General features: G+C 59.8%; 26 protein-coding genes. 14 read left to right on the top strand and 12 right to left on the bottom strand.

Features of this window, described 5'->3' with window-relative positions; all coding sequences use genetic code 11:
- Positions 1–56: 56 nt before the first annotated feature.
- A complete protein-coding gene (omp10, locus tag N434_RS12540; RefSeq protein WP_065117365.1) occupies positions 57–431 on the bottom strand; it encodes an outer membrane lipoprotein Omp10 in 375 nt (124 codons plus the stop codon).
- A 149-nt stretch (positions 432–580) separates the two neighbouring features.
- Positions 581–2,026 carry a homospermidine synthase gene (locus N434_RS12535; protein WP_110758108.1) on the bottom strand — a complete coding sequence of 482 codons (1,446 nt, stop codon included), beginning with the start codon at positions 2,024–2,026 and terminating at the stop codon, positions 581–583.
- 257 nt (positions 2,027–2,283) lie between these two features.
- Between N434_RS12535 and N434_RS12530 the strand changes: the two genes are divergently transcribed.
- A complete protein-coding gene (locus N434_RS12530; RefSeq protein WP_110758106.1) occupies positions 2,284–3,192 on the top strand; it encodes a sensor domain-containing diguanylate cyclase in 909 nt (302 codons plus the stop codon).
- Here the strand turns inward: N434_RS12530 and N434_RS12525 are convergent.
- Complete coding sequence (locus N434_RS12525; protein ID WP_065117368.1) at positions 3,189–3,824, bottom strand: aminotransferase class IV family protein; 636 nt, start codon at positions 3,822–3,824, stop codon at positions 3,189–3,191. The genes N434_RS12530 and N434_RS12525 overlap by 4 nt on opposite strands.
- Before the next feature lie 99 nt (positions 3,825–3,923).
- Positions 3,924–5,774 carry a M3 family oligoendopeptidase gene (locus N434_RS12520; RefSeq protein ID WP_110758104.1) on the bottom strand — a complete coding sequence of 617 codons (1,851 nt, stop codon included), beginning with the start codon at positions 5,772–5,774 and terminating at the stop codon, positions 3,924–3,926.
- Positions 5,775–5,943: 169 nt separating this feature from the next.
- Between N434_RS12520 and N434_RS12515 the strand changes: the two genes are divergently transcribed.
- Positions 5,944–7,488, top strand: coding sequence for a sigma-54-dependent transcriptional regulator (locus N434_RS12515; RefSeq protein ID WP_065117370.1), 1,545 nt, complete (start codon positions 5,944–5,946; stop codon positions 7,486–7,488).
- Positions 7,489–7,664: 176 nt separating this feature from the next.
- The gene (locus tag N434_RS12510) at positions 7,665–9,575 is read left to right on the top strand and encodes a peptidoglycan L,D-endopeptidase MepK (protein ID WP_065117371.1); all 1,911 of its coding nucleotides are present in this window, start codon (positions 7,665–7,667) and stop codon (positions 9,573–9,575) included.
- A gap of 84 nt (positions 9,576–9,659) precedes the next feature.
- Here the strand turns inward: N434_RS12510 and pyk are convergent, their stop codons facing one another.
- Both pyk and N434_RS12500 read right to left on the bottom strand, forming a co-directional pair.
- Complete coding sequence (pyk, locus tag N434_RS12505) at positions 9,660–11,099, bottom strand: pyruvate kinase (RefSeq protein ID WP_065117372.1); 1,440 nt, start codon at positions 11,097–11,099, stop codon at positions 9,660–9,662.
- Positions 11,099–11,485: a DUF1036 domain-containing protein gene (locus N434_RS12500; protein WP_371741149.1), complete on the bottom strand. Its 387-nt coding sequence runs from the start codon at positions 11,483–11,485 to the stop codon at positions 11,099–11,101. The genes pyk and N434_RS12500 overlap by 1 nt, the downstream gene beginning before the upstream one ends.
- Positions 11,486–11,776: 291 nt before the next feature.
- Between N434_RS12500 and N434_RS12495 the strand changes: the two genes are divergently transcribed.
- From N434_RS12495 to N434_RS12485, 3 genes are all read left to right on the top strand, one after another.
- Entirely contained in the window at positions 11,777–12,565 is a 789-nt protein-coding gene (locus N434_RS12495; protein ID WP_110758101.1) for an N-formylglutamate amidohydrolase, read from the top strand.
- Positions 12,566–12,580: 15 nt separating this feature from the next.
- A complete protein-coding gene (locus N434_RS12490; protein WP_065117375.1) occupies positions 12,581–12,886 on the top strand; it encodes a DUF1244 domain-containing protein in 306 nt (101 codons plus the stop codon).
- A 149-nt stretch (positions 12,887–13,035) separates the two neighbouring features.
- A complete protein-coding gene (locus N434_RS12485) occupies positions 13,036–13,293 on the top strand; it encodes a DUF2312 domain-containing protein (RefSeq protein WP_006314683.1) in 258 nt (85 codons plus the stop codon).
- Positions 13,294–13,360: 67 nt separating this feature from the next.
- On the opposite strand, the gene N434_RS12480 is transcribed toward N434_RS12485, so the two are convergent.
- The 5 genes from N434_RS12480 to N434_RS12460 form a co-directional block, all read right to left on the bottom strand.
- Positions 13,361–13,981, bottom strand: coding sequence for a tetratricopeptide repeat protein (locus tag N434_RS12480; RefSeq protein WP_110758099.1), 621 nt, complete (start codon positions 13,979–13,981; stop codon positions 13,361–13,363).
- 101 nt (positions 13,982–14,082) lie between these two features.
- Positions 14,083–14,208, bottom strand: a complete 126-nt coding sequence (ykgO, locus tag N434_RS12475) for a type B 50S ribosomal protein L36 (RefSeq protein WP_003497670.1) — start codon at positions 14,206–14,208, stop codon at positions 14,083–14,085.
- Positions 14,209–14,347: 139 nt separating this feature from the next.
- The gene (locus tag N434_RS12470; protein WP_110758098.1) at positions 14,348–15,433 is read right to left on the bottom strand and encodes a 5-(carboxyamino)imidazole ribonucleotide synthase; all 1,086 of its coding nucleotides are present in this window, start codon (positions 15,431–15,433) and stop codon (positions 14,348–14,350) included.
- On the bottom strand, positions 15,433–15,900 hold the full coding sequence (purE, locus tag N434_RS12465; RefSeq protein WP_046800035.1) for a 5-(carboxyamino)imidazole ribonucleotide mutase: 468 nt from the start codon (positions 15,898–15,900) through the stop codon (positions 15,433–15,435). The genes N434_RS12470 and purE overlap by 1 nt, the downstream gene beginning before the upstream one ends.
- Positions 15,901–15,947: 47 nt before the next feature.
- On the bottom strand, positions 15,948–16,151 hold the full coding sequence (locus N434_RS12460) for a YdcH family protein (RefSeq protein ID WP_003497661.1): 204 nt from the start codon (positions 16,149–16,151) through the stop codon (positions 15,948–15,950).
- Between the two features lie 235 nt (positions 16,152–16,386).
- Here N434_RS12460 and N434_RS12455 point away from each other — a divergent pair, with 235 nt between their 5' ends.
- The gene (locus tag N434_RS12455; protein ID WP_065117378.1) at positions 16,387–16,563 is read left to right on the top strand and encodes a YdcH family protein; all 177 of its coding nucleotides are present in this window, start codon (positions 16,387–16,389) and stop codon (positions 16,561–16,563) included.
- Positions 16,564–16,671: 108 nt separating this feature from the next.
- On the opposite strand, the gene N434_RS12450 is transcribed toward N434_RS12455, so the two are convergent.
- Positions 16,672–17,436 (bottom strand): sulfite exporter TauE/SafE family protein, encoded by a 765-nt coding sequence (locus N434_RS12450; RefSeq protein WP_110758096.1) that lies wholly within the window; start codon positions 17,434–17,436, stop codon positions 16,672–16,674.
- A 104-nt stretch (positions 17,437–17,540) separates the two neighbouring features.
- Between N434_RS12450 and N434_RS12445 the strand changes: the two genes are divergently transcribed.
- The 7 genes from N434_RS12445 (at position 17,541) to N434_RS12415 (ending at position 24,539) form a co-directional block, all read left to right on the top strand.
- Positions 17,541–18,194, top strand: coding sequence for a thiamine phosphate synthase (locus tag N434_RS12445; RefSeq protein ID WP_110758094.1), 654 nt, complete (start codon positions 17,541–17,543; stop codon positions 18,192–18,194).
- Between the two features lie 8 nt (positions 18,195–18,202).
- On the top strand, positions 18,203–19,303 hold the full coding sequence (locus N434_RS12440; RefSeq protein ID WP_065117379.1) for a tetratricopeptide repeat protein: 1,101 nt from the start codon (positions 18,203–18,205) through the stop codon (positions 19,301–19,303).
- 165 nt (positions 19,304–19,468) lie between these two features.
- Positions 19,469–20,269, top strand: coding sequence for an inositol monophosphatase family protein (locus N434_RS12435; protein WP_110758349.1), 801 nt, complete (start codon positions 19,469–19,471; stop codon positions 20,267–20,269).
- Between the two features lie 201 nt (positions 20,270–20,470).
- A complete protein-coding gene (locus N434_RS12430; RefSeq protein ID WP_110758092.1) occupies positions 20,471–21,490 on the top strand; it encodes a flagellar motor protein MotA in 1,020 nt (339 codons plus the stop codon).
- 2 nt (positions 21,491–21,492) lie between these two features.
- The gene (locus N434_RS12425; RefSeq protein WP_065117381.1) at positions 21,493–22,524 is read left to right on the top strand and encodes a peptidoglycan -binding protein; all 1,032 of its coding nucleotides are present in this window, start codon (positions 21,493–21,495) and stop codon (positions 22,522–22,524) included.
- Positions 22,525–22,539: 15 nt separating this feature from the next.
- Entirely contained in the window at positions 22,540–22,794 is a 255-nt protein-coding gene (locus N434_RS12420) for a hypothetical protein (RefSeq protein ID WP_110758090.1), read from the top strand.
- A gap of 98 nt (positions 22,795–22,892) precedes the next feature.
- Positions 22,893–24,539 (top strand): FAD-binding dehydrogenase, encoded by a 1,647-nt coding sequence (locus N434_RS12415; protein ID WP_110758088.1) that lies wholly within the window; start codon positions 22,893–22,895, stop codon positions 24,537–24,539.

The raw sequence follows: 24,539 nt of genomic DNA, 5'->3' as shown, positions 1-24,539 counted from the left end.
AACGCACGCCTGAGGCGTGCGTTTCAGAAGATCATTCCATTGAAAAGACGGGCTTATCAGCCCTGGCGTGTCAGCGAGAACTGGCTGTTCGTGTCCGTCGTGCAGTTCAATTGTGACGGGGACACGAGGGCGCAGTTGACGCGCGACTGCGTATTGCGCACGAGTGATGTCATGTTGATTTCGTAGAGCGTCGGCGAAATTGTGACATAGGTGCCGGAGGCCAGGAGCGTGTTGGTGTCCGTCGAACGGGTGGAGAAGGAGCCGTTCTGGAAGGTCGACACGATGCCGTTGCGGTCGATCCAGCGGCCATCAACGGCCGGGCCGCGGGAAAGCGAAGGCGCCATCGAGGTCTGCTGCGAGGGACCCGGTGCGACGCATGAAGACACCGCCACGGCGGCACAAAGCAAAGCAGCGCTTGTCTTGAAGTTCATGAGCCTGTTCTCCTGCGATTCGATGAAATCTTCTGTGTTTCGACCATGCCGTGAAGCGTTCCTTATTTCAAGGCAACGTTGTTCGCTCTCCCCGGTTCCTGACGCCGTGCAGGAAAGCGTCGGCGTGACAAATATGAGACTCCGATCCCTCAGCGCACCAATATGTTGCGGAACTGCCAGGGATCGGACGTATCGATATTGTCGGGAAACAGGCCGGGGCGGCCGTCGAGCGGCGTCCAGTCGGTGTAATGCCCCTCGACCGGGCCGAGATAGGGGCGCTGGACTTCGAGGCAGCGGCGGTAATCCATCTCGTCGGCTTCAACGATGCCGGCCTGCGGATTTTCGATCGCCCAGACCATTCCGGCCAACACGGCCGAACTGACCTGCAATCCGGTCGCATTCTGACTGGGGGCCAGCGAACGCGCTTCCTGCAGGCTCAGCCGCGAGCCATACCAATAGGCGTTTCTGTCGTGGCCATAAAGCAGAACGCCCAGCTCGTCGGCGCCGTCAACAAGCTCTTCTTCGCCAAGCACATGCTGGACAGGCTGCGGGGTGCCGCCATTGCCGAAAAGTTCATGCAGGGAAAGAATGGCGTCGTTGCAGGGGTGATAGGCATAATGACAGGTGGGGCGGTAGGTCACATCGCCATCGTCGTTGCGGACGGTGAAATAATCGGAAATCGAAATCGCCTCGTTATGGGTGACCAGGAATCCATATTGCGGCCCCTGTCCCGGACACCAGGTCCGCACGCGGGTGTTGGCGCCGGGCTGATCGAGATAGATCGCCGCCTTGTTTCCCTTCTTCTGCTTTTTCGCGTTTTTCGGCATCCAGTTTTCATGTGTGCCCCAGCCCAGTTCGGCGGGCTGAAAACCTTCGGCAATGAATCCCTCGACGGACCAGGTGTTCCAGAACGCGCCAAAAGGCTTCGGTTCCTTCGCCCTCTGTGTGTCGCGCTCGGCCACATGCACGCCCTTGACGCCAAGCTGTTTCATGAGCTTCGCCCAAGCTTCCCGGTCGTGGGGTTGCGGCTCCTCGATCTCAACGCCGAGATCACCGGCGAGATTGACCAGCGCCTGTTTCACGAACCAGGATACCATGCCCGGATTGGCGCCGCAGGTGGAAACCGCTGTCGTGCCGCCCGGCCTGCGCGCCTTTTCCTTCAGCATGGTCTCGCGCAGTGAATAATTGGTTCTGGATGCATTGTCGGCCTTTGCATCGAAATAGAAACCGGGCCATGGCTCGACCACGGTGTCGATATAAAGCATGCCATGCTTGCGGCAGATCCGCATGAGATCGACGGACGCGGCATCAACCGAGAGATTGACGCAGAAGCCCTGCCCCTGAACACCCTTGAGAAGCGGCTTGAGGACTTCCTTGTAATTTTCTTTGGTCAGATGCGTGCGGATATGGCGAATGTTCCTTTCGGCCAGAAACGCCGCGATGTCCTCGCGCGGATCGATGACGACGAGGCGGGTCCTGTCGAAGTTGAAATGACGTTCGATCAACGGAAGAGTGCCGCGCCCGATGGAGCCGAAGCCGATCATGATGATGGGGCCGTCAATATCGCCGTAAATCGGGTGGTTTGCGTCCGTCATTCGTCAATTTTCCTTTTTCAGCCAATAAGTAAGCTAGATCATAAAAGCGAGCGACAATAAAGGGCAGCTGGATGACGGACATATGACGGTGGCGGTCGCCGGACCGAAGCAAGCATCGTTTTCGCCCCTTCCGGCTCTTCGCATTTTAGATAGTGCGTTTATAATTGGACTCTTCTTTTCGTGTATGTGTCCAAGGCTGGGGGGCTTGGCCGGATAACGACAGGGTATTTTTCGCCATTACAGGAGAGTTGCCTGTTGTGAACAGTCTTATCGAGCGTGTCGCAGCGCTTCAGAGTGCTACCCCTGTTTTGATCGCCCTTTATGATTCCGAAGACCGGTTGCGGCATGCCAACCCATCGTTTCGGGAGAGCTTCCAGCTTGCCCCGCAGGAGTTTCCGACTTGGGCGGATATCATGCGGCTGAACCACCGCCTGCAAACGGGTGTTGTCGTCAGGAACAGGGATTTCGAGGGCTGGCTCCTGTCGGCCCAGTCCCGGCGCGGCAAGCTGCCCTATCGCGCCTTCGAGATGGACATGTATGACGGCCGCTGGTTCTGGATGACGGAGACGGTGCAGCAGGATGGCTGGATGCTGTGCGTCGCAAGTGACGTAACCGAGTTGCGTCAGGGCTACCGCACCCTGCGGCAGGACAGGGATCTGGCGGTGCGCGCCTCGCAGACCGACGAATTGACGGGAACGGCAAACCGCCGCTTCGTCTTCGCCAAGCTGGCGCTGCAGGTGGAACGGGTCGGAAAGGGGCTTGAAGCACCTTTTTGCCTCTGCACGCTCGATATCGATTTTTTCAAGCAGATCAACGATCGCTTCGGGCACAAATGCGGCGACGCGGTGCTACGCGATTTCGTCGGCATTGCCCATTCCGTCATTCGGCGGGTGGATTGTTTCGGCAGGATCGGCGGTGAGGAATTTATGCTCGTCCTGCCGCGCAGCACGGTGGCCGAAGGCCGGGAAATCGTTGAGCGGTTGCTGCAGAAAGTCCGCCTTTCCCGCCCCCTCGCCGAATTTCCGGATTTCTCCTACAGCTGCTCGGCTGGCATGACGGCCTATCGGCTGGCGGAAAGCGCCGACGATGTTTTCATGCGGGCCGATCAGGCCCTTTATGCGGCCAAGGAAAAAGGCCGTGACCGGCTTCTGGCCGTAACGGTTTAAATCAGCTCCGCCGCAATCAGCCCATGCAGCGAATTGCCGACGAACAGCCGCCGCCCGGCGATGTCCCCAGGTTTCAGTGCCTGTCCGCGGGCCTTGCGTTCACGGATCAGGTCGGCGCGCAGCACTCCTGGCAGAATGCCGCTGTCGAGCGGTGGCGTCAGCAACTGCCCGTCCGGCATTTCGACAAAAATGCTGGTCGATGATCCCTCGCACAATTCGCCGCGTTCGTTGAGCAGGAGAACCTCATCCGCGTCTTCAGCTGAAAACTCGGCGCGGGCGGCCTCATAGGGCTCGCGGCGGGAGGATTTGTGGCGATAGAAAGTGTCGGCGGAATCGAGCGTGGTTTGTTTCGCAATGCGGACGCGCCAGACGGTGTCTTCCTGCAGGGGCCGGAACTCGGCCGTTTCGATATCGAGTTCGCCCTTGTAGTTCATCACCAGCTTCACGCAGAGCGGTTTTTCGCCGCCCACCTTCTTTTCCAGCGCCTGAACCGCATTGGCCGGGGCGCGGAAACCGAGCGCGTCGGCCGACCGCAGCAATCGGCGAATGTGCTGGTCGATGCGCTGAAAGCCCGTTTGCGGCTCCCAGCGCAGGGTTTCTCTCAAGGTCAGATCGGCGGGTTTGCGTTTCATTGCCTGTGCTCGTCGCCTGTCATCATGGTCGGTTTCTGCGCCGGCATCATCAACCGGCAAAGCTTGTCCGAAATAGGATAGCCTTGCCGGCTGGCGAGGTTAAGCCTGTTTATTATCCAGCGCTTCAAGCTCGTCGATCAGTCCTTCGATCATCGAAAGCCCCTTGTCCCAGAAGGAGGGGTCGGTGGCATCGAGGCCGAAGGGTTTCAGAAGCTCCGAATGATGCTTGGTGCCGCCGGCCTTCAGAAGTTCGAAGTACTTCTCCTGAAAGCCCGTCTCGGCCTTTTGGTAAACGGCGTAAAGCGAGTTCACCAGGCAATCGCCGAAGGCATAGGCATAAACGTAGAAGGGCGAATGGATGAAATGGGGGATGTATGTCCACCATGTTTCGTAGCCTTCGGAAATGCGGATCGCCGGGCCGAGGCTTTCGGCCTGCACGGAAAGCCACAATTCGCCGATCTGCTCGGAGGTCAGTTCCCCCTGCTTGCGGGCGGTGTGCAGCTTGCGCTCGAATTCGTAAAAAGCGATCTGGCGCACGACGGTATTGATCATGTCCTCGACCTTGCGGGCGAGCATGGCCTTGCGCTCCCTGACGTCCTTGGTGTCGTCGAGCAGCTTGCGGAAGGTCAGCATTTCACCGAAGACCGAGGCGGTTTCGGCAAGTGTCAGCGGCGTGGCGCACATCAATGCGCCCTGCTGGCCGGCCAGCACCTGATGCACGCCGTGACCAAGCTCATGGGCAAGCGTCATGACGTCGCGCGGTTTGCCGAGATAGTTGACGAGCACGTAGGGATGAGCCGAAGGCACGGTGGGATGGGCGAATGCGCCCGGCGCCTTGCCGGGACGGGCGGGGGCGTCGATCCATTCCTCATCGAAGAAACGGCGGGCGATATCGGCCATTTCGGGGGCGAAATTGCCATAGGCGGAAAGCACCGTGTCCCTGGCCTCATCCCATGGAATGATCGTGTTCGTCGTGTCGGGAAGCGGCGCGTTGCGGTCCCAGTAATTCATCTGCTCCATGCCGAGCCATCTGGCCTTCATGGCGTAATAACGGTGGGAAAGACGCGGATAGGCCTTCTTTACGGCGGCGGCCAATGCATCGACCACCTCGCGCTCGACGCGGTTGGCCAGATGGCGGCTGTCGGCAATATCCTCGAACTTGCGCCAGCGGTCGGAAATATCCTTGTCCTTGGCAAGCGTGTTGGTGATGAGGGTGAAGACCCGTAGATTATCCTTGAAGGTGGCGCCCAGCGCTTCCGCCGCTTTTTTTCGGGTCTCTGGCTCCGGCTCCTGCAACATGTTGAGCGTCACTTCCAGCGGAAGGCTCGCGCCGTCGATGTTGAAACGCAGATCGGCCATCGTTTCATCGAACAGGCGGTTGAAGGCGGCAGCACTGGTCATCGATTTTTCGAGGAACAGCTGCTCCAGCTGGTCGTCCAGCTGATGCGGCTTGTCCTTGCGCAAATCCACCAGCCACGGCCGGTAATGCCCCGCGGCCGCGTCGTTTTCCATGCAGGCCTCCATCGTCACATCATCGATGCGGTTGAGTTCAAGCGTGAAGAACAGGAGATGCGCGGAAATATCCGTCAGCTTCGCCTGTGCATCTCCGTAGAGCTTGCCGTTCGCCGGGTTCGATGTATCGGAAAAATAGGTCAATCCGGCAAAGGAACCGATACGACCGATAAGATCGTCCAGTGCCTCATATTCCTTCAGCGCCGCGCCAATGCCTTTTTCGCCCGTGGCCTTTGCCGCAGCCTCAAGCTTGCCCTTCCACTTGTTTTCGAAAGCCGCAGCCATGGCCGCCGCCTTCTCAAGATCACCTTTGTATTCCGGTGAATCGCCCGATGGATAGAGATCCGAGAGCTTCCAGCCCGGCAGATCGCCGAGCGCGGGGCCGGAGGTTTCGGCAAGGGAGAACAGGGGCTGCGGGGTGAGGCGATTGAGGGTCATCGAACGTGTCCTTCTGATTATGCTTGCGAAGCATATGGGGCCTTTGTTTCCCGTAGCAATGGATAAAATGCAAGCAAATCTCAAAACTGGATGTTCAAGTCTCCCGTGCCAGAGTGCGGTACAAGGGACCGCATGACGCAGGTCCATAAACCGGAAACCGGAGCCAAAAATGACCGCGCATGTTCTCGTGATAGACGACGATCCCGTCCAGCGCCGCCTGCTCAAAAATGCGGTGGAACGTTATGGGCATCTGGCCTTGCTTGCCGAAAACGGCAAGGCGGGGCTGGAATTGCTCAAGCAATATAGCGGCGAGATCAATGTCATCGTCCTCGACCTCATGATGCCGGAGATGGATGGCCTTACCTTTTTGAAGGCCGTCGGCGAACTTGGCACGGATGTTCCCGTCATCGTCCAGACCGGGCAGGGCGGCATCGATACCGTCGTGCAGGCCATGCGCGCCGGCGCTTTCGATTTCGTCGTCAAGCCGGTTTCGCCGGAAAGGATAGGCGCCGCCATTTCCAATGCCCTCAAACTCGACAGGAGAGAGGCAAAGGCCCGCACGGGCAGACGTGGACGGAGCAATGCAGTGAATTTTACCGATATCGTGTCCGCAAGCCCCGCAATGCTGAGGGTCATAGAACTGGCGCAGCGCGCCGCCCAGTCCAGCATTCCCGTGGTGCTGGAAGGCGAGTCCGGTGTTGGCAAGGAAATGGTCGCCCGGGCTATCCAGTCCGCCGGCGACAGGGCGAACAAGCCGTTCATCACCGTCAATTGCGGCGCCATCCCGCATAATCTGGTGGAGAGCATCCTCTTCGGCCATGAAAAGGGCGCGTTTACGGGAGCTACGGAAAAACACATCGGCAAGTTCATGGAAGCGGATGGCGGTACGCTGTTCCTCGACGAAATCGGCGATCTGCCGCTGGACGTGCAGGTCAAGCTGCTGCGCGCGGTTCAGCAGGGTGAAATCGAAACCGTCGGCTCGGCACGGGTGCAGAAGGTCAATGTCCGGCTGATCTCCGCCACCAACAAGAACCTGATCGAAGAGGTGAAGGAAGGGCGCTTCCGCGAAGACCTTTATTACCGCCTCAACGTTTTCCCGATCACCATTCCGGCGCTGCGTCGCCGCAAGGAAGATATTCCGCATCTGGCAAGGGTTTTTGCCGAGCGTTTTTCCGCCGAGCAGAAACTGCCCAATCCGGTCGGTCTTGATGCCAGCGCGCTGGCGCTTCTGACGGCCTATGACTGGCCGGGCAATATTCGTCAGCTTGAAAACGCGGTCTTCCGTGCCGTTGTCCTGTCGCAGGGCGAGGAACTGGCGGATACCGATTTTCCGCAGATCGCGTTGCAGCTGCCGGAATTTGCGGCGATGGACGATGCGGGTGATTCCATCCGCTCTCCGTCCGGGTCGTCGCTGAAGCTGGCCGCCTATTCACCGCCGCCACCGCCTGCCGAAAGCCACGCCGCCGTGGAAGAGCCAACGGATGTTTCCACCACCATCTATCGGGGCGGAAACCTGATCTCAAGCATGGACGAAGCGGGCAATATTCGAAAGCTGGCCGAGATCGAGGAGGAGCTTATCCGCTTCGCACTGCGTTTTTATCGCGGGCAGATGAGTCAGGTTGCGAGGAAGCTCGGCATCGGCCGTTCGACGCTTTATCGAAAACTGAAGGATTACGGCATCGATCCCGACGATCCCCTTCGAGATGCCGCGTGACGCCGCAAATGGCGTATTCCCCGGCAGATCGTGAGATTCGTTAACTTCTGAGCAAGGATATCCGCTTACCGTCTATAAACCTCTTGTTAGTGGCTGATTCACTATGTAGAGGAAGGTTGCATGTGTGTGGCAATTTTGCCATCGTGTCACCGTATTTGACGTTCATTTGAGGCAATGTGACAGAAATTGTCTTCCAGGCGGGGATCGAATTGCCATATCTGCATCGGAATAACGCGCTTTCGGCAAAGATTGCGCGCGGCTTGATCAAGGATATATGCACGAAGCTGTCGGCGCGCGCTGTCACCTTTGCCTGCCTGATGCTCGCCGCAATGCCTTTCGCAGGCATTTCGGCGACGGAAGCCGCCGCCGAAACACGCAGCCTCAAACTGTATTATATCCATACACGCGAGAAGGCGGTCATCACCTTCAAGCGCAATGGAAAATATGACCAGAAAGGTCTGCAGGAACTGAACCGGTTCCTGCGCGACTGGCGCCGCAATCAGCCGACGCGCATGGACCCGCGCCTTTTCGACCTCGTCTGGGAAGTCTATCGTCGCAGCGGTGCGACTGATTATATCAACGTCGTTTCCGCCTTCCGTTCGCCGGAGACCAATGGCCTGCTGCGTTCGCGCACCAAGGGTGTCGCGGAAAAAAGCCAGCATATGCTTGGCAAGGCGATGGATTTTTACATACCCGGCGTGAAGCTTTCCCGCCTGCGCGAAATCGGCATGCAGATGCAGATCGGTGGCGTCGGCTTTTATCCCAGCTCCGGTTCTCCCTTCGTGCACATGGATGTTGGCGGCGTTCGTGCCTGGCCGCGCATGAGCCGTCAGGAACTGGTGCGTATCTTCCCGAACGGCAACACGCTGCATCTTCCTTCCGACGGCAAGCCGCTTCCGGGGTACGAGCAGGCTCTGGCCGATTACAAGAAGCGCGTCAGCTCCTCTTCCATTCAGGTTGCTTCCAGCGCCGGTGCCGGTCCTGCCTCCTCCGGTGGTGGCGGCAAGCGCAAGACATTGCTGCAGGCGCTGTTTGGCGGCGGAGGCGACGAGGATGAAGATCCCGATAGCATCGCAGCGCCGGCGCCGGCAGAACGCCCGGCCGTCGCCCGTCCGGCCGCTCCGCAGCAGGCCGCTCCCGAGCCGGAACCGACAATTGCCGTTGCTTCAGCGCAATCTCTTCCCGGCGTGAACGATGCGCCGCTGCCGACGGCTCGTCCCGCTTTCGGCAACCAGCCGCCGGCCAATACCGGCCTTGCGACCGCACTTTATTCTCCTGCCCGCAATGCAGCGCAGGACGCGCTGCAGGCAGCGACGACGCCGACACCGGCTTCCGCTCCGGCCGAGCGCCAGCAATTTGCTGATCTGGCCGAGGTCTCCGTGCCGGTGCCGACGCTTCTCGGGCCGCGTGGTATGAGAGGGGATGCGGAAGGATCGATACTGACGGCTTCCGCCGATGGTGCGACACCGGCGGCGACAGGTGAACTTGCCTCCGTTCCGGTTCCCGCCAATCGGCCGGCCGTGGCGGAAGCCCTGCTCGCGGCTGCCAATGCCGATCCGGAAGGCGAAGACGATCTCGCCGAGGCCCAGCAGGATACGCTTTCTCCGACGGTGGTTGCGGCTCTTGAACAGAGTGGTCAGGCTGCGCGTTCGCAGGTCCAGTCCGCAGCGATGCCGACGGCCGCGCCGTTCCCGGCCGCCGTCAACCACAAGGTTACGGTTGCGCCTGCTCAAACCGCCAAGGCGGAGCCGCAGGAAGGTTTCGGTGATGCCTTCGATCTGAAGCCTGCCATCAATGGTGGTCTCACTGCCGGTCTGCCGACCAAGGGTGGACGACCGAGCAAGCAGGATGCGGCGGTTTCCCATCAGGCGATGGTCGGCGGTGGCCGTCTGACGCAGGACCTGATCTCGGATTGGGCGCTTAACCAGAACAAGGGTACGACCGGCCGCTCGGTAAAGGCGCCGCGTGTTGTCGCCAACCGTATGCTCAGCCACGACATGTCGGCTTCGGCGACCTCCGCAAGCTTCAAGCCCGGTGCGGCGGCAATCGAGTCCAGCCGTTTCAGCACACCTGTGAAGATGCACTGATCCCTGCCTTTGCGATGAGGCCTAATGGCCAATAAAAAACCCGCCGTTGCCGGCGGGTTTTTTATGCGTGGAGGTGGGTGCTTATCAGACGCCGCTCTGGCCGTCCGAGCCGATATAGGCGATACGCACCATATTGGTCGCGCCGGGAGTGCCGAGTGGTACACCGGCCGAGATGATGATGCGGTCGCCCGGCTTGCCGAAACCTTCGGAAACGACGATGCGACAAGCGCGGTTCACCATGTCGTCGAGGTCGCTGGCATCGCCAGTGACAACGCAGTGCAGGCCCCAGACAACCGACAGGCGGCGCGCGGTCTGGATGATCGGCGACAGCGCGATGATCGGAACTTGCGGCCGTTCGCGCGCGGCGCGCAGACCGGTCGTGCCCGAGGACGTATAGGTGACGATTGCCGCAAGCTTCAGCGTTTCGGCGATCTGGCGGGCGGCAAGCGAAATGGCGTCGGCACCTGTCGGTTCAGGCTGGGCGCGCTGCGCATAGATGATATTGGAATAATAGGGGTCTTGCTCCACCGTGCTGGCAATGGAGGCCATGGTGGAAACCGCTTCCACCGGGTAGTCGCCGGAGGCGGATTCAGCAGAGAGCATGATGGCGTCAGCGCCTTCGAAGACGGCGGTGGCGACGTCGGAGACTTCGGCGCGGGTCGGCACAGGTGCAGTGATCATCGATTCCAGCATCTGCGTGGCGACCACGACCGGCTTGCCAGCGCGGCGGCAGGCGCGGGTCAGCTGTTTCTGGATGCCCGGAACGGCTTCCAGCGGCATTTCGACGCCGAGATCGCCGCGTGCGACCATCAGCGCGTCGGAAAGCTCGATGATTTCCTCGATGCGCTCGACAGCCTGCGGCTTTTCGATCTTGGACATCAGGCCGACGCGGCCGCGCGCGATCTTGCGAACTTCGGCAAGGTCCTCAGGGCGCTGGACGAAGGAAAGCGCGACCCAGTCCACCTCGTTGGTGGCGAGAACGGCGTCGAGGTCGACGCGGTCCTTGTCGGTCAAAACGCCGACGCCAAGCAGCGTATCGGGCAGGCTGATGCCCTTGCGGTCGGAAATGCGGGTGCCGGAAATGACGGTGGTGACGATGCTCTTGCCGTCGCTCTTTTCGGCGCGCAGATGCAGCTTGCCATCGTCGATCAGCAGGCGGTGGCCGGGTTTTACCGCCTCGAGAATTTCAGGATGCGGCAGGAAAACGCGAGTGTTGTCGCCGGGCGTGTCGTTGTTATCAAGCGTGAAGGTCTGGCCCGGAACGAGCTCGACCTTGCCTTCGGCGAATTTTCCGACGCGCAGCTTGGGACCCTGCAGGTCGGCCAGAATGCCGATGGGGCGGCCGTTGCGGCTCTCGACCGAGCGGATGCGCTGAATGAGCGTCCGCATCACGTCGTGGCTCGCATGGCTCATATTGATCCGGAAAAGATCCGCGCCGGCGAGATGCAGCTTCTCGATCATCGCCTCTTCGGAAGAGGCGGGGCCGAGAGTTGCAAGAATTTTGACTTTGCGGTTACGCTTCATCAGTTTTGATTTCCCTGTGTGCCTGGCGTATCGGAAAGCTGGACCATCCAGCTGCCCTGTCTGCCCGTGTCATATTCCTTGAAACCCATTCTCTGGAAGCTGCGGGCATAACAATCATCCACGCCGGCGATCTTGAACTCGTTTTCCGCCACACACATGTTGACGTCACCGGTCCAGCGGCCGCCATGGGCGGCGTCCTCGGCATAAAGATAATAATAACGCGACTGCAGCTCACCCTCGATCAGCGTAGCGCATGTCGAGGAGGGGACCTGCCACCAGCCTTCGCTGACCCAGCCCTCCTGTGCCCGGTAGCCGATTGCGACCCCCACGAGATTCTGCGTGCTGTTGCAGACGCGAAAATCCGCACGCGCGGGCTCCGCGATCATGAACGGGGTCAAAAACAATGCCGCTGCGGAAAAAAGACGGGCAAGATGCCGAAAATGGCGAGGAAGAGCGAGAGATGACTGAGTCACGGCTTCCATCCGGATTCCATGGTTATAATGAACACACTTCTTGGCGTGGCCGCCCAAGAAAGTCAACGCGATTTTAATCGATTATATTGTTCGTGGGATCATGAGTGCGGTAAGGTAGATGGCTGTTCTTTCGCCGAAACTTGCGCCCGGCCTCAAGCCATGCCATCAAGCTTTTCTCCTCAATCCTGCCCCAGAAAATCATCGATGAACGACTTCATACCCTATGAAATCATAGAAGGCGAATATGACAAAGGCATGGTTCTTCTGGCCGACCATGCGATGAACCTTCTGCCGGCACACTACGGCAAACTTGGCCTTCCGCAAACCGCTTTTCATCGCCATATCGCATTTGATATCGGCATAGAAGGGTTGACGCGGTCGCTTGCCGCCCGTCTCGGCGTGCCGGCGGTGCTTGGACGGTTTTCGCGGCTGTTGATCGATCCGAATCGCGGCGAGGACGATCCGACCCTCATCATGAAGATTTCGGATGGGGCGATCATCCCCGGCAATCACCCGATTTCGGACGAGGAATGGCAAAGGCGCATCGAGATTTTTCACCGGCCCTACCACGATGCCGTGGACCGCGTGCTGACCGGTGTTGCTGCAGCTTCGGAAGAAGCACCGCTGGTTCTGTCGCTGCATTCCTACACGCCGTTCTGGAAAGAAACGCCGCGGCCCTGGCATGCGGCGGTTCTCTGGGACACGGATAATCGTGCTGTCGACCCGCTTCTGGCGCATCTGCGCGCCACGGGCGACATTCTCGTTGGCGACAACGAACCCTATGACGGGGCGCTCAAGGGCGACACCATGTACCGTCACTGCATGATGAAAGGCATACCGCATGCGCTTCTTGAGGTTCGGCAGGATCTGATCGCGAATGAAGAAGGGATCGCTGAATGGTCGGACCGGCTCGCTCCCATTCTCGCCGCAATGAACGACGATCCCGTCTTGCATGAATATCAGCTGTTCGCCTCCCGCACCGGCCCCTATTGAGCCTGGAGTTTTGCCATGACGAATGAGAACGATAATCGGCAGGTCGAATTCGAGGCGGCGGCATTTCGCCGTCTCGTGAAGCACCTTCGTGAACGCCACGACGTGCAGAACATCGACCTGATGAATCTCGCCGGCTTTTGCCGCAACTGCCTTTCCAACTGGTACCGGGAAGCGGCCGAGGAGGCCGGCGTTCCGCTCAGCAAGGATGAATCCCGCGAAATCGTCTATGGCATGCCCTATGACGACTGGAAGGAAAAGTATCAGGCGGAAGCGAGCGACGCCCAGAAAGCCGCCTTTGAGCAGAACCGGCCAAGTGAATAACCCCTGATCGACGGAAACGACTTGACGTGAGGCCCGGCAATGGGCAGTTCACAGGCCTGAATTTGTGCCGCCCGGCTGGCGGCGACCGGCGGGAGCTTCCAGCCGGATGGAATGAACAAGGCTCAGATGAGCCGCCAATGAAGGATGATATGATGGACGAAACCAGCACCACAGAAACCGTTGCCGCCGCCGAACTGCGTCAGTTCATCGAGCGCGTCGAGCGTCTCGAGGAAGAAAAGGCCGCCATCCAGGGCGATATCAAGGATGTCATGGGTGAGGCGAAGGGCCGTGGTTACGATACCAAGGCGATCCGCACCATCATCCGTTTGCGCAAGAAGGATGCCAATGAGCGCATCGAGGAAGAAACCATCCTTCAGACCTATATGGCCGCACTTGGCATGGAATGATCGGCTGACGATCCCCTAATGACAAATCGCCGCTTTTGCGGCGATTTTTGTTTGATCCCTGCAAAAATCAGCTGCGCGTGCCTGCCAGCTTCTCGGAAAGGTCGATGGCCTGTTTGCGGGCATCCTTATCGGCCGGGTAGAGCGCCAGATAACGCTCCCATGCCTTCAGCGCCAGCTCGTCGCGACCGGAAGCCTCGAGGATATTGGCAAGGCTGGCGAGCGCCGGGAAATAGCGTGGCTCCTTCTCCAGCGTCAGATTGATGTCCGCCATTGCCTTGCGGGTGTCGCCATCGGAAAAATGCACCATGGCGCGGCGATAAGGTGCCTGCACATAGTCCGGATCGAGCAGAATGACCTGATCGAGAAAATCATAAGCCGCAGCATTGCGTTTCTCGTCTGCGGCTTCGCCGGCCCATTGCATCAGGAGATTGACCGTTGCGCTGCCGGAATCATTCCATTCGGAGGCGATCTGATTGGCGATGCTGCGCGCCTTGACCGCATTCCGTTCTTTTTTCAGCGATGCAAAAAGTGTGTCGATCGTCTTGGCGGGTGAGGGCGCGGAGTCCGCAACAGCTGGCGGTTGCCCGTCCGCCGCATGGGCATTGGCAGCCATTCCCGGAAGCGGGAGGCTTGAAAACAGGAAGCCCTGGGCGAGGATGATAGCCGTGCAAAAACGATTTGGGCGCATGGGTTAAAGATTAACCCGCCTGCGCCCAATATCAAATGCAAAGTTTTGCTCTGTCAACAAAGTGATCCGCGACCTGGATCGCGAACCGCAGTCGCAGTCAATCAGCCCTGACGAGCCTTGAAGCGCGGGTTCTGCTTGTTGATGATGTAGACGCGGCCCTTGCGGCGAACCAGGCGGTTATCGCGATGACGGGCCTTAAGCGCTTTAAGCGAATTCTTGATCTTCATTTTACTGGTCCGCAGTTTTGCACGGTTTCTGCCGTGCTTATTCAAACAATCAAAAGCGCGCAACGGGGCGCGCTCTTTTCGGTTGGCAGGCAGATACCCGTTTGAGCCCTGCCTGTCAACACTTGCCGGTGTCTTTGCCTTAAAAGACTGAGGCTTTTCCTGTGTGAAGAAGCTCTGTCACATGGCCCATCTTGCGGCCCGGCCGCGCTTCGGTCTTGCCGTAGAGATGCACGAGACAGTCTTTTTTCGAAAGCCACGCCGGCACATCGTTGATGTCATCGCCGATGAGGTTGGTCATGACGCAATCGGAGTGGCGCTCCGTGCCGCCGGGAGCAAGGCCGGATACGGCGCGAATATGCTGCTCGAATTGCGAGATAACGCAGGCGGCCTCTGTCCAGTGGCCGGTATTGTGGACACGCGGCGCCATTTCATTGGCGACCAGCGAGCCGTCAGGCAGGACGAAGAATTCGATGCCGATGACGCCGACATAATTGAGCGCTGCCAGAAGCTTTTCCGCTGACTGAACGGCAACCGCCTTTGCCGCGTCGGAAAGAGCGGCCGGAACGGTCGATGTGTGCAGAATGCCGTTCCGATGGACATTTTCGGCCGGATCGTAGCAGGTGACGGTGCCATCCCGGAAGCGGGCGGCGATGATTGAAATTTCCCGCTCGAAGGCGACGAAGCTTTCGAGAATGAGCGGCACGCCACCCAGGGCGCCGAAGGCGCCGGCGAGGTCTTCGCCGCCCCGGAACAGGCGCTGGCCCTTGCCGTCATAGCCCATGCGGCGGGTTTTCAGCACACCCTTGCCGCCAAAGTCGGCCAGGGCCGATTCCAGCTCTTCCTGGCTGTCCACGGCGCGAAAATCGGCGGTGGGAATGCCACAGCCATTAAGGAAGCGCTTTTCGGTCAGCCGGTCCTGCGAGGCGCTGAGCGCCTGTGGCGGCGGATAGACGGGAACGGAAGCGGCGAGCGCCTCGGCTGCTGCGACAGGTACGTTCTCGAACTCGTAGGTGACGACGTCACAAAGGCGGGCAAGCTCCGCAAGGGCGCGTTCATTGTCATAATCCGCGACGATCTGGCTGTTGCAGACCTGCGCGGCAGGACAATCGGCCTGCGGTTCCAGCACGATGGTGCGGTGGTTGAGGCGGGCTGCGGCCATCGCCAACATACGGCCAAGCTGCCCACCGCCGATGATGCCGATGGTCAGGTCATTCATCTTCGTCATCACTGGGCGCTGTCCATCGGATATTCGGCGACGGCTGCCGACTGGCGCGCGCGCCATGCATCCAGCCGGTCGGCCAGATCGTCATCGCCAAGCGCCAGAACCGCAGCCGCCAGCAGGGCGGCATTGATCGCGCCGGCCTTGCCGATGGCGAGCGTGCCGACGGGAATGCCGGCGGGCATCTGCACGATGGAATAAAGGCTGTCCTGGCCGGACATCGTCTTGGACTGTACCGGAACACCGAAGACCGGCAGCGGCGTCATGGCGGCAGTCATGCCCGGCAGATGGGCGGCGCCGCCGGCACCGGCGATGATGACCTTGAAACCTTCGTCCTTCGCGCCATTGGCGAAATCATAAAGCCTGTCGGGCGTGCGGTGGGCGGAGATGATACGGGCTTCGTATTCCACATCAAGCGCATCCAACGTATCGGCGGCGTTCTTCATGGTTTCCCAATCGGACTGGCTGCCCATGATGATGGCGACGGGGGGTGTTTCTGCTGTCACTTGGCTTCTCCGGCTCAGGCGATGATATCGGGAATGACCTGGTCTTCGAGCTGGGTCATCTTGTCCTTGACGGCCAGCTTCTTCTTTTTCATGCGCTGTATTCTCAAGGCATCGCAGCTGGTCTGGATCATCGCATTGATCGCAGCGTCGTAGTCCTCATGCTCCTGACGCAGCCGCGCCAGCGTGAGCCTGATGTCCGCCTGGTCCTGATCGGGCATCTTGTCATCCCCATTTTATGCCAGCCGGATGGCCTCCGGCGCGTATGTCATCTTTCACGAGCCTCTATCATCAAATCGCGGTAACGGGAAGTTATCCCTTGCGACCAAATTGCCCACTTATCGCCTTCATTTCGCCTTCGACAATATCACCAATCCGTGTCACATTGTCGTCGCAAACCTGAAACTCCAGCGATGGAGAGCTGGAGGTAGGTTTAAAAAAGGAAGGACGTGCCGCATGACCATTCAGGCTCATATTGCATCGCTCGAAAAGAAACACGGCGCTCTGGAGGAGGAGCTCGAAAGTATTCTTGCTTCCCCGTCTTCGGACGATACGGCGATTGCCGACCTTAAACGTCGTAAACTGCGCCTGAAGGATGAGTTGCAGAGGCTTAGGGCCTCCACGAGGCATTGAACAATGCCAGGCCGCGGCCTTCGATGAGATGAAGGACTGATGGCTGGATTTCTTTCGGCCCTGGCAGCACCCGCAGTGCAGCCGGGGCTTTTTAATGGCCGCGAAAGGCTAGAATGGCAGCCCGTCCCACAGCAGTTTCAGCGCTGCGACAAACGCCATGGCATACATGAGCGGATAAAACACGGCCGGCTTCAGATATTTCACCACCCTTGCGCCCGCAAGCGTCGCCAGCATCGCCACGGGCAACAGGCTGGCCGATGTCTTGAGGTTGGTGGCGTCGAGCGCGCCCAGCGCAAAATAAGGGATGAGTTTGATTGCGTTCATGATGGCGAAGAAGCGCACGCTCATGCCGGTATAGGTTTTGGGATCGAGTTTCAGCGGCAGGACGTAGATCTGGAAGGGCGGGCCGCCCGCATGGGCCACGAAGCTCGCGTAACCCGACAGGCTGGACCAGAGCGTTGCGGCCACCGGTCGCTGCGGTCTGGCCGGGATTTCCTGTCCTTTCCGGCTTTTGAAGCTCTCGTGGAAATAGCGGAGCACGAACAGGATCGTTACCGAGGCGACGACCAGACGCATGGCGTCCGCGGAGATGAGGCTGGAGGTTGCCCAGCCCAGCGCAATGCCGGCAATTGCGCCCGGCAGCATGATGAGCAGTGTTTGCCGATGATTGTGGTGCCGCCACGCCCAGAGTGCCACAAGATCCATGACGATCAGGATCGGCAGGAAGATCGCGGCGGCCTGAACCGGCGAGACTGCGAGCGCCATCAGCGGCACGCCCATCAATGCCAGCGCACCGCCCAGCCCGCCCTTTGAGAGGCCGACGAGCACGACTGCGGGAATGGCGACGAGGAAAAAATGAAAATCGGTCAGCATGGATGGATGGTTGATCCTTTCGCCGGTCCGGTTTATCGGATTTATCATATCAAAACGAGTGCAGATCGCGCCGGAAGTGTCTTCTGCCTGAAATGGACGAACCGATGACCACAGTTGAAGACCGTTGCCGCCTTGTCCTGATCGTTCCGCAATCGGACGATGTGCAAAAGCAGGCGGCAGATTTGGAAGGCGCGCTGCGGGGCGGCGATGTGGCTTCGGTCATCATTCCGCAATATGGGCTGGATGACGCCGCTTTCCAGAAACGCGCCGAACTGATCGTGCCGATCGTGCAGAAAGCGGGTGCGGCCGCCCTTATCGCCGGCGACAGCCGCGTCGCTGGCCGCGTGAAGGCGGACGGCCTGCATGTGGCCGGCAATGCCGAGGCGCTTGCTGAGGCTGTTGAAAAATTCACGCCCAAAATGATCGTCGGCGGCGGCAATGCGGATGATCGGCACAAGGCTCTGGAGCAGGGTGAGAGCAATCCTGATTACGTCTTTTTCGGAAAGCTGGAAGGTGACATCAAGCCGGAGGCGCACCCCAAGAACCTGGCGCTCGGCGAATGGTGGGCGTCGATGATCGAAATTCCGGCCATCGTCATGGGTGGCACGGATGTTTCCTCGGTGGTTGCCGTTGCGGAAACCGGTGTGGAGTTCGTGGCGATGCGCAGCGGCGTTTTTGACAATGCCGGTGGCGCTGCCCAGGCCGTTTCTGAAATCAACGCCCTGCTTGACGAAAAAGCGCCACGGTTTGACGGTTGATACAGGCGATGATCATGCGCTCGGTTCACCTCCGCCTTTCCGTTTCGCTGCTGGCGCTTGCTTTCGGCGCGCAGGCGGGTGTCGCTTTTGCCCAATCGGGGCCGCAGAGCGAAAGCAATGCGCTTTCCCGGCAGCTGGAAAATGAGGCTCAGCCAACCCGTCAGGGCAGGGTGCAATCCGAAGAGCAGAAGGATTTGCAGCCCTCCGCGGGTGTGAATGTCTATCAGCGCATGGGGGCGGATCTGCCGGCTCTGCCGCCTGAAAAGGAATTCAAGGGCAGGGTGGACGAAGCCTATGGGCATTTTCAGCGTGGCGAATATGTGCAGGCGCTCGACAAGGCTCTGAACCGCGCGCAGAACGGTGATGCGTCCGCCCAGACACTGGTGGCGGAAATGATGTCGCGTGGCCTCGGCATCGCTCGCGATGAAAAGACCGCGGCCTTCTGGTACCAGCAGGCGGCGCAGGGCGGTGATCCCGTCGCCATGTTCAAATTCGCGCTGATCCTGATGGAAGGCAAATTCGTCACGCGTGACAAGGTCAAGGCCGACGATTTCATGCGGCGCGCGGCGGAAGCCGGAAATGCTTCCGCCCAGTTCAACTGGGGGCAGATTCTGGTGTCGGAAAATCCCGGTGCCAAGGGCCTGCTGATGGCTTTGCCGTTTTACGAGAAATCCGCCGAGCAGGGCATTGCCGATGCGCAATATGCGGTATCGCAGATCTACTGGTCGGTGAAGGACGTTCCCGCCGAAAAGAAGGCCAAGGCGCGCGACTGGCTGACGCGGGCCGCCAAGGCCGGTTACGATACCGCGCAGGTCGATCTCGGCATCTGGCTGGTCAACGGTTTCGGCGGCGAGCGCAATCTGGATGAGGGTTTCCGCTGGCTTTATGGGGCGGCCCAGCGCGGCAACGTCGTGGCGCAGAACAAGGTGGCGCATCTCTACATTCAGGCGCTCGGCACCCGGCCCGATCCGGTGGAGGCAGCCAAATGGTACGTGCTGTCCCGCCGTGCCGGGTTGAAGGATCCGGGGCTTGAGGACTTTTATCTGGGGATCACCGATGAGCAGCAGAAAAAGGCGATCGATGCTGCAAATCGTTTCCGCCCGATGTGAGGTTGCCGCCTTTCCTTTGCCGCCCGCATCCCCATTCGGGCTTTTTGCCTTGAATTTCCGCGCGTTTTGTGGTCTTGAACCGCAAACTTTCAATTCAAGAAAATAATGACGTGCCTGCCCGATGCGCTTTCGGGCGGTTCGCAAGCTTTCCAGGAAACAACATCGATGGCCCGTTCAGCCCTTCTCAATGTCATGGTTCAGGCCGCCATCAAGGCGGGTAAGTCTTTGTCGCGTGACTTCGGTGAAGTGCAGAACCTTCAGGTTTCGGTCAAGGGACCGAGCGATTTCGTCTCGCAGGCGGACCTGAAAGCCGAAAAAATCGTGCGCGATGAGCTGATGAAGGCCCGCCCGACCTACGATTTTCTGGGCGAGGAAGGCGGCGAGGAAAAGGGCAGCGATGGCGCGCATCGCTGGATCGTCGATCCGCTTGATGGCACCACCAACTTCCTGCACGGCATTCCGCATTTCGCGGTTTCCATCGCGCTGGAGCGGAACGGTGAGGTTGTCGCCGGCGTGATCTTCAATCCGGCCACCGACGAACTCTACACCGCCGAGCGCGGCGGCGGCGCTTTCCTGAACGATCGCCGCATCCGCGTTGCGGCGCGCAAGGTCCTGACCGATTGCGTCATCGGCTGCGGCGTGCCGCATCTCGGCCGCGGCAATCACGGCAAATTCCTGGTCGAGCTTCGCCACGTCATGGGCGAAGCCGCAGGCATCCGCCGCATGGGTGCGGCTTCGCTTGACCTGGCTTATGTCGCCGCAGGCCGTTTCGACGGTTTCTGGGAAGCCGATCTTTCGCCCTGGGATATGGCGGCCGGTCTGGTGCTGATTCGTGAAGCCGGCGGCTTTGCCTCGGACATCAAGGGCGGCTCGGATATTTTCGGCAGCGGCACCGTTGCCGCCGGCAATGAATATATCCACAAGGCGCTTGTCGAGGTCGCCAACCGTCCGGTGCCGGGCCGCTGACGGGTTTTCGGCGGAAAACCTGCCGTTTTCAGCAAGTTTTAGTCGCCCGGCGAATGTTCGCCGGGCGTTTTTGTTTTTCGTCGCCGGGTACCTGTCCGTTTTCGTGAAATGCCTGTGACGAAAGCCCGGCTTTTCGCTTCAAATCGTCGCAATTTTCAAATAGCTTCCGCTTGATACGTGACCAGAGGGAATGCGAACGTTATGGCGGATTCGGAGCTGCTCGATCTTGGCGTCGAGAAACCGGTGACCACGCGGCAATACAGCCACAAGCTGTCCAGCCCCACACCGTTTCTCTGGACGATGGTTCTGTTTCTGATCCTCGTCGGCTTTCTGGCGGCGATTCTCTATCGGCAGGCGCATACCGCCTTCATGACCAATCCGGGCCTGAATGGTTTCATTCTCGGCGTGCTCGCCATTGGCATCATTCTGGTCTTTACCCAGACCATGAGCCTGCGCTCCGAGGTTCGCTGGTTCAATGCCTTCCGTGCCGCCGGCAGCGTTGAAAAGGTCGGTCGGGCGCCAAAGCTGCTCGCTCCGATGAGCACGCTGATCGGCAAGCGGGGGGAGGTTAGGCTTTCCACTGTCACTCAAAGAACCATCCTCGATTCCATCGCGACCCGCCTCGATGAATCACGCGACACGTCGCGTTACCTCGTCGGCCTTCTGGTCTTTCTCGGTCTGCTTGGCACCTTCTGGGGTCTGATCGGCACCATCGGCGCCATCAGCAACGTCATCCAGTCGCTTGATCCGAGCGCCGGCGACAGCAACGATATTCTAGGCTCGCTCAAGGCCGGCCTCACCGCGCCGCTCGCCGGCATGGGAACGGCCTTTTCCTCGTCGCTTCTTGGTCTGTCGGGGTCGCTGATACTCGGCTTTCTCGATCTTCAGGCCGGTCGTGCGCAGAACCGCTTTTATACCCAGCTCGAAAACTGGTTGTCGTCGGTAACGGATACGACAACGGACGGGCTGCGGGAATTCAAGGCGGAACCTGGCGCTGTGGTCAGCACCGAACGCTCGCTTGCGGCCATGACCAGCCTTGCCGAAGGCATTCAGGGCCTCGTCAAGAACATGCGCAGCGAACAGCAGATGTTGCGAGACTGGATCGAGGCGCAGCAGGAGGAATCGAAATCGCTCCGCCGCACGCTTGACCGGCTGTCGGTGCGGATTGACAGCGACACGAAATCTTCCGGGCGCACCCGGCACGATAACGGGAGCGAATAGCCATGGCGCTGGCGCGCAACCGCCGCCGCGACAGGGGCGTGGATTATTGGCCGGGTTTTGTCGATGCGCTGTCGACGCTGCTGATGGCCATCATGTTTTTGCTGACGGTCTTCGTGCTGGCACAGTTCGTTCTGTCGCGGGAAATCACCGGAAAGGACGAGGTGCTGACGCGCCTCAACAGCCAGATTGCCGAATTGACCGAGCTTCTGGCCATGGAAAAAGGCAACAAGCAGGATATAGAGGACGCGCTGGCAAGCCTGCAGTCGACGCTTGCCGCATCCGAGAACGAGCGTTCCCGCCTGCAGGCGCTGCTCGATGCGGGATCGGGCAGCAATGCGAGCGCCAACGCGCGGATCGGCAGTCTGAGCGGTGAGCTGGACGAGCAGCGGCAGGCCAATTCCCGCGCTTCTGCGCAGATCGAATTGCTCAACCAGCAGATCGCGGCACTGAGGGCGCAGATCGCATCGGTGGAGGCCGCCCTGCAGGCTTCGGAAGCCAAGGACGCCTCGTCCCAGGTCAAGATTGCTGATCTTGGCCGCCGGCTCAATGTCGCGCTGGCGCAGAGGGTGCAGGAACTGAACCGTTATCGGTCGGATTTCTTCGGTCGCCTGCGCGAAATCCTCTCGGATCGTGAAAACATCCGCATCGTCGGTGACCGTTTCGTCTTCCAGTCGGAGGTGCTGTTTCCTTCCGGCGGCAGCGATCTCAATCCGGAAGGCCAGGCGGAAATGGCAAAGCTGGCGGCCGCCCTCATCGATCTCGCCAAGGAAATCCCGGCGGAGATCAACTGGGTCCTGCGCGTGGATGGCCATACGGATAATGTCCAGCTTTCCGGTTCCGGCCGCTACCGCGACAATTGGGAACTTTCCTCTGCCCGCGCCACATCCGTCGTGAAATTCCTGGTCTCCAGGGGCGTGCCGGCAAACCGGCTGGTTGCCGCCGGTTTCGGCGAGTATCAGCCGATTGCCGAAGGCGATACGCCGGAAGCACGGCAGCAGAATCGCCGTATCGAACTCAAGCTCACCGAGCGCTAATCCTATGGGGAATACATGACATTTTCAGATGAGCCTTATGCTATTGCGCAGCTGGCAATGTCGCAGCTGAAGTCGGCGATCTATCTTTTGCTGAAAGGTGCCAAGAGTGAGGGAATGAAGAATTCCGAGATCGGCCGTGCGCTTGGAATTTATACGGGCCATGTTGAGCACGAGGGTCACATCTCGCGCACTTTACTCTCCATCATGGAAGCAGAGGGTGTGGTAGAGCAAAATAAAGAAACAAAACTCTGGTCACTTAAGAAATTTTAGCCGGCGTTGCTATCCATATCTCCCACAGGTGACGATTCTGCGTTAGCTTACGATTTACGTTCGCGTAAAGGTAATTCCGTCATATCTGGGAGGGGCTGATGGAGCGCTATGATGTGATTGTCGTTGGCGCGGGGCTTGCCGGGCTGGTGGCGGCGACTGAAGTCGCCGAGCGAGGGCTCAGCGTCTGTGTCGTTGATCAGGAGGGAGAACAAAATCTTGGCGGGCAGGCCTTCTGGTCGTTGGGAGGGCTGTTTTTTGTCGATAGTCCAGAGCAGCGTCGGATGCGGGTGCGCGATAGTCTCGATCTTGCAAGGCAGGACTGGTTCGGGTCAGCCGGTTTCGACCGTCCTGAAGATCATTGGCCTCGCCGGTGGGCGGAAGCCTATCTGAACTTCGCCGCCGACGAGAAACGCGAATGGCTGCACCGCATGGGCATGCGCTGGTTTCCCGTGGTTGGCTGGGCCGAACGCGGCGGCGGCCTTGCCCATGGTCACGGCAATTCCGTTCCACGGTTTCACGTCACATGGGGCACCGGCCCCGGCGTGTTGGCACCTTTCGTCAGGAAAGCGCAGGACATGGCGGCAGATGGCCGACTCACCTTTCGTTTCCGCCATCGCGTCGACCGTCTGGAAATGGCCGCTGGCCGGGTGATGGGGATATCCGGCGTTATCCTCACAACCGATCCGGTGCCGCGCGGACAAAAAAGCAGCCGGGATGTGGAGGGTGATTTCAGCTTTTCCGCCTCTGCGGTCATTGTCAGTTCCGGCGGCATCGGTGGCAATCAGGAGCTGGTGCGGCGCAACTGGCCGGTGGAACGGCTGGGCCGGCCGCCGGAAGATATGGTTTGTGGTGTGCCCGCGCATGTGGATGGCCGAATGATCGGTATCACCGAGGCAGCGGGCGCCGGCGTCATCAACCGTGACCGCATGTGGCATTATACCGAGGGTGTGAAGAACCACGACCCGATCTGGCCCGACCACGGTATCCGTATTCTGCCCGGTCCTTCATCCTTCTGGTGCGACGCCGACGGAAACCGTCTGGCTGCCCCCGCCATGCCCGGCTTCGATACGCTCGGTACGTTGAAGATGCTGGGTGAGCGTGGCAGCGGTCACAGCTGGTTCATTCTGACCAAGGCGATCATCAAGAAGGAATTTGCGCTTTCCGGCTCCGAGCAAAATCCGGATCTGACGGGCAAGGATGTACGGTTGCTGCTCAAACGGCTGGGCAAGGAACCGCCGGGACCGGTGCGGGCTTTCATGGAGCGCGGTGAGGATTTCGCCGTCCGCGATACGCTGGACGAACTTGTGGCAGCGATGAATGCCATCAGCGGCGACGACCGGCTGGATATCGGTCATATCCGCCAACAGATCGAAGCGCGTGATCGGGAAATCGGGAATGGTTTCAGCAAGGATGCGCAGGTAACGGCAATTCATGGCGCGCGCCGTTATCTCGGTGACAGGCTGATGCGGACGGCAAAACCGCACCGCCTGCTTGATCCGGCAATGGGACCCCTGATTGCCGTGCGCCTGCATGTGCTGACGCGCAAAACGCTGGGAGGCCTGCATACCGATCTTGAGGCGCGGGTGCTGGACACCGCGGGTCAACCGGTGCCGGGCCTTTACGCCGCCGGTGAGGTGGCGGGTTTCGGCGGTGGCGGCATGCATGGTTACAACGCGCTTGAGGGCACGTTCCTTGGCGGTTGCCTGTTTTCGGGTCGTGTCGCCGGACGCAGCGTGCTGACGTAA

It is taken from the genome of Rhizobium sp. UGM030330-04, assembly GCF_003208455.1.
GTDB lineage: Bacteria > Pseudomonadota > Alphaproteobacteria > Rhizobiales > Rhizobiaceae > Agrobacterium > Agrobacterium rhizogenes_A.
The sequence above is the reverse complement of the archived record's forward strand: the minus strand, read 5'-3'. Positions and strand labels throughout refer to the sequence as shown.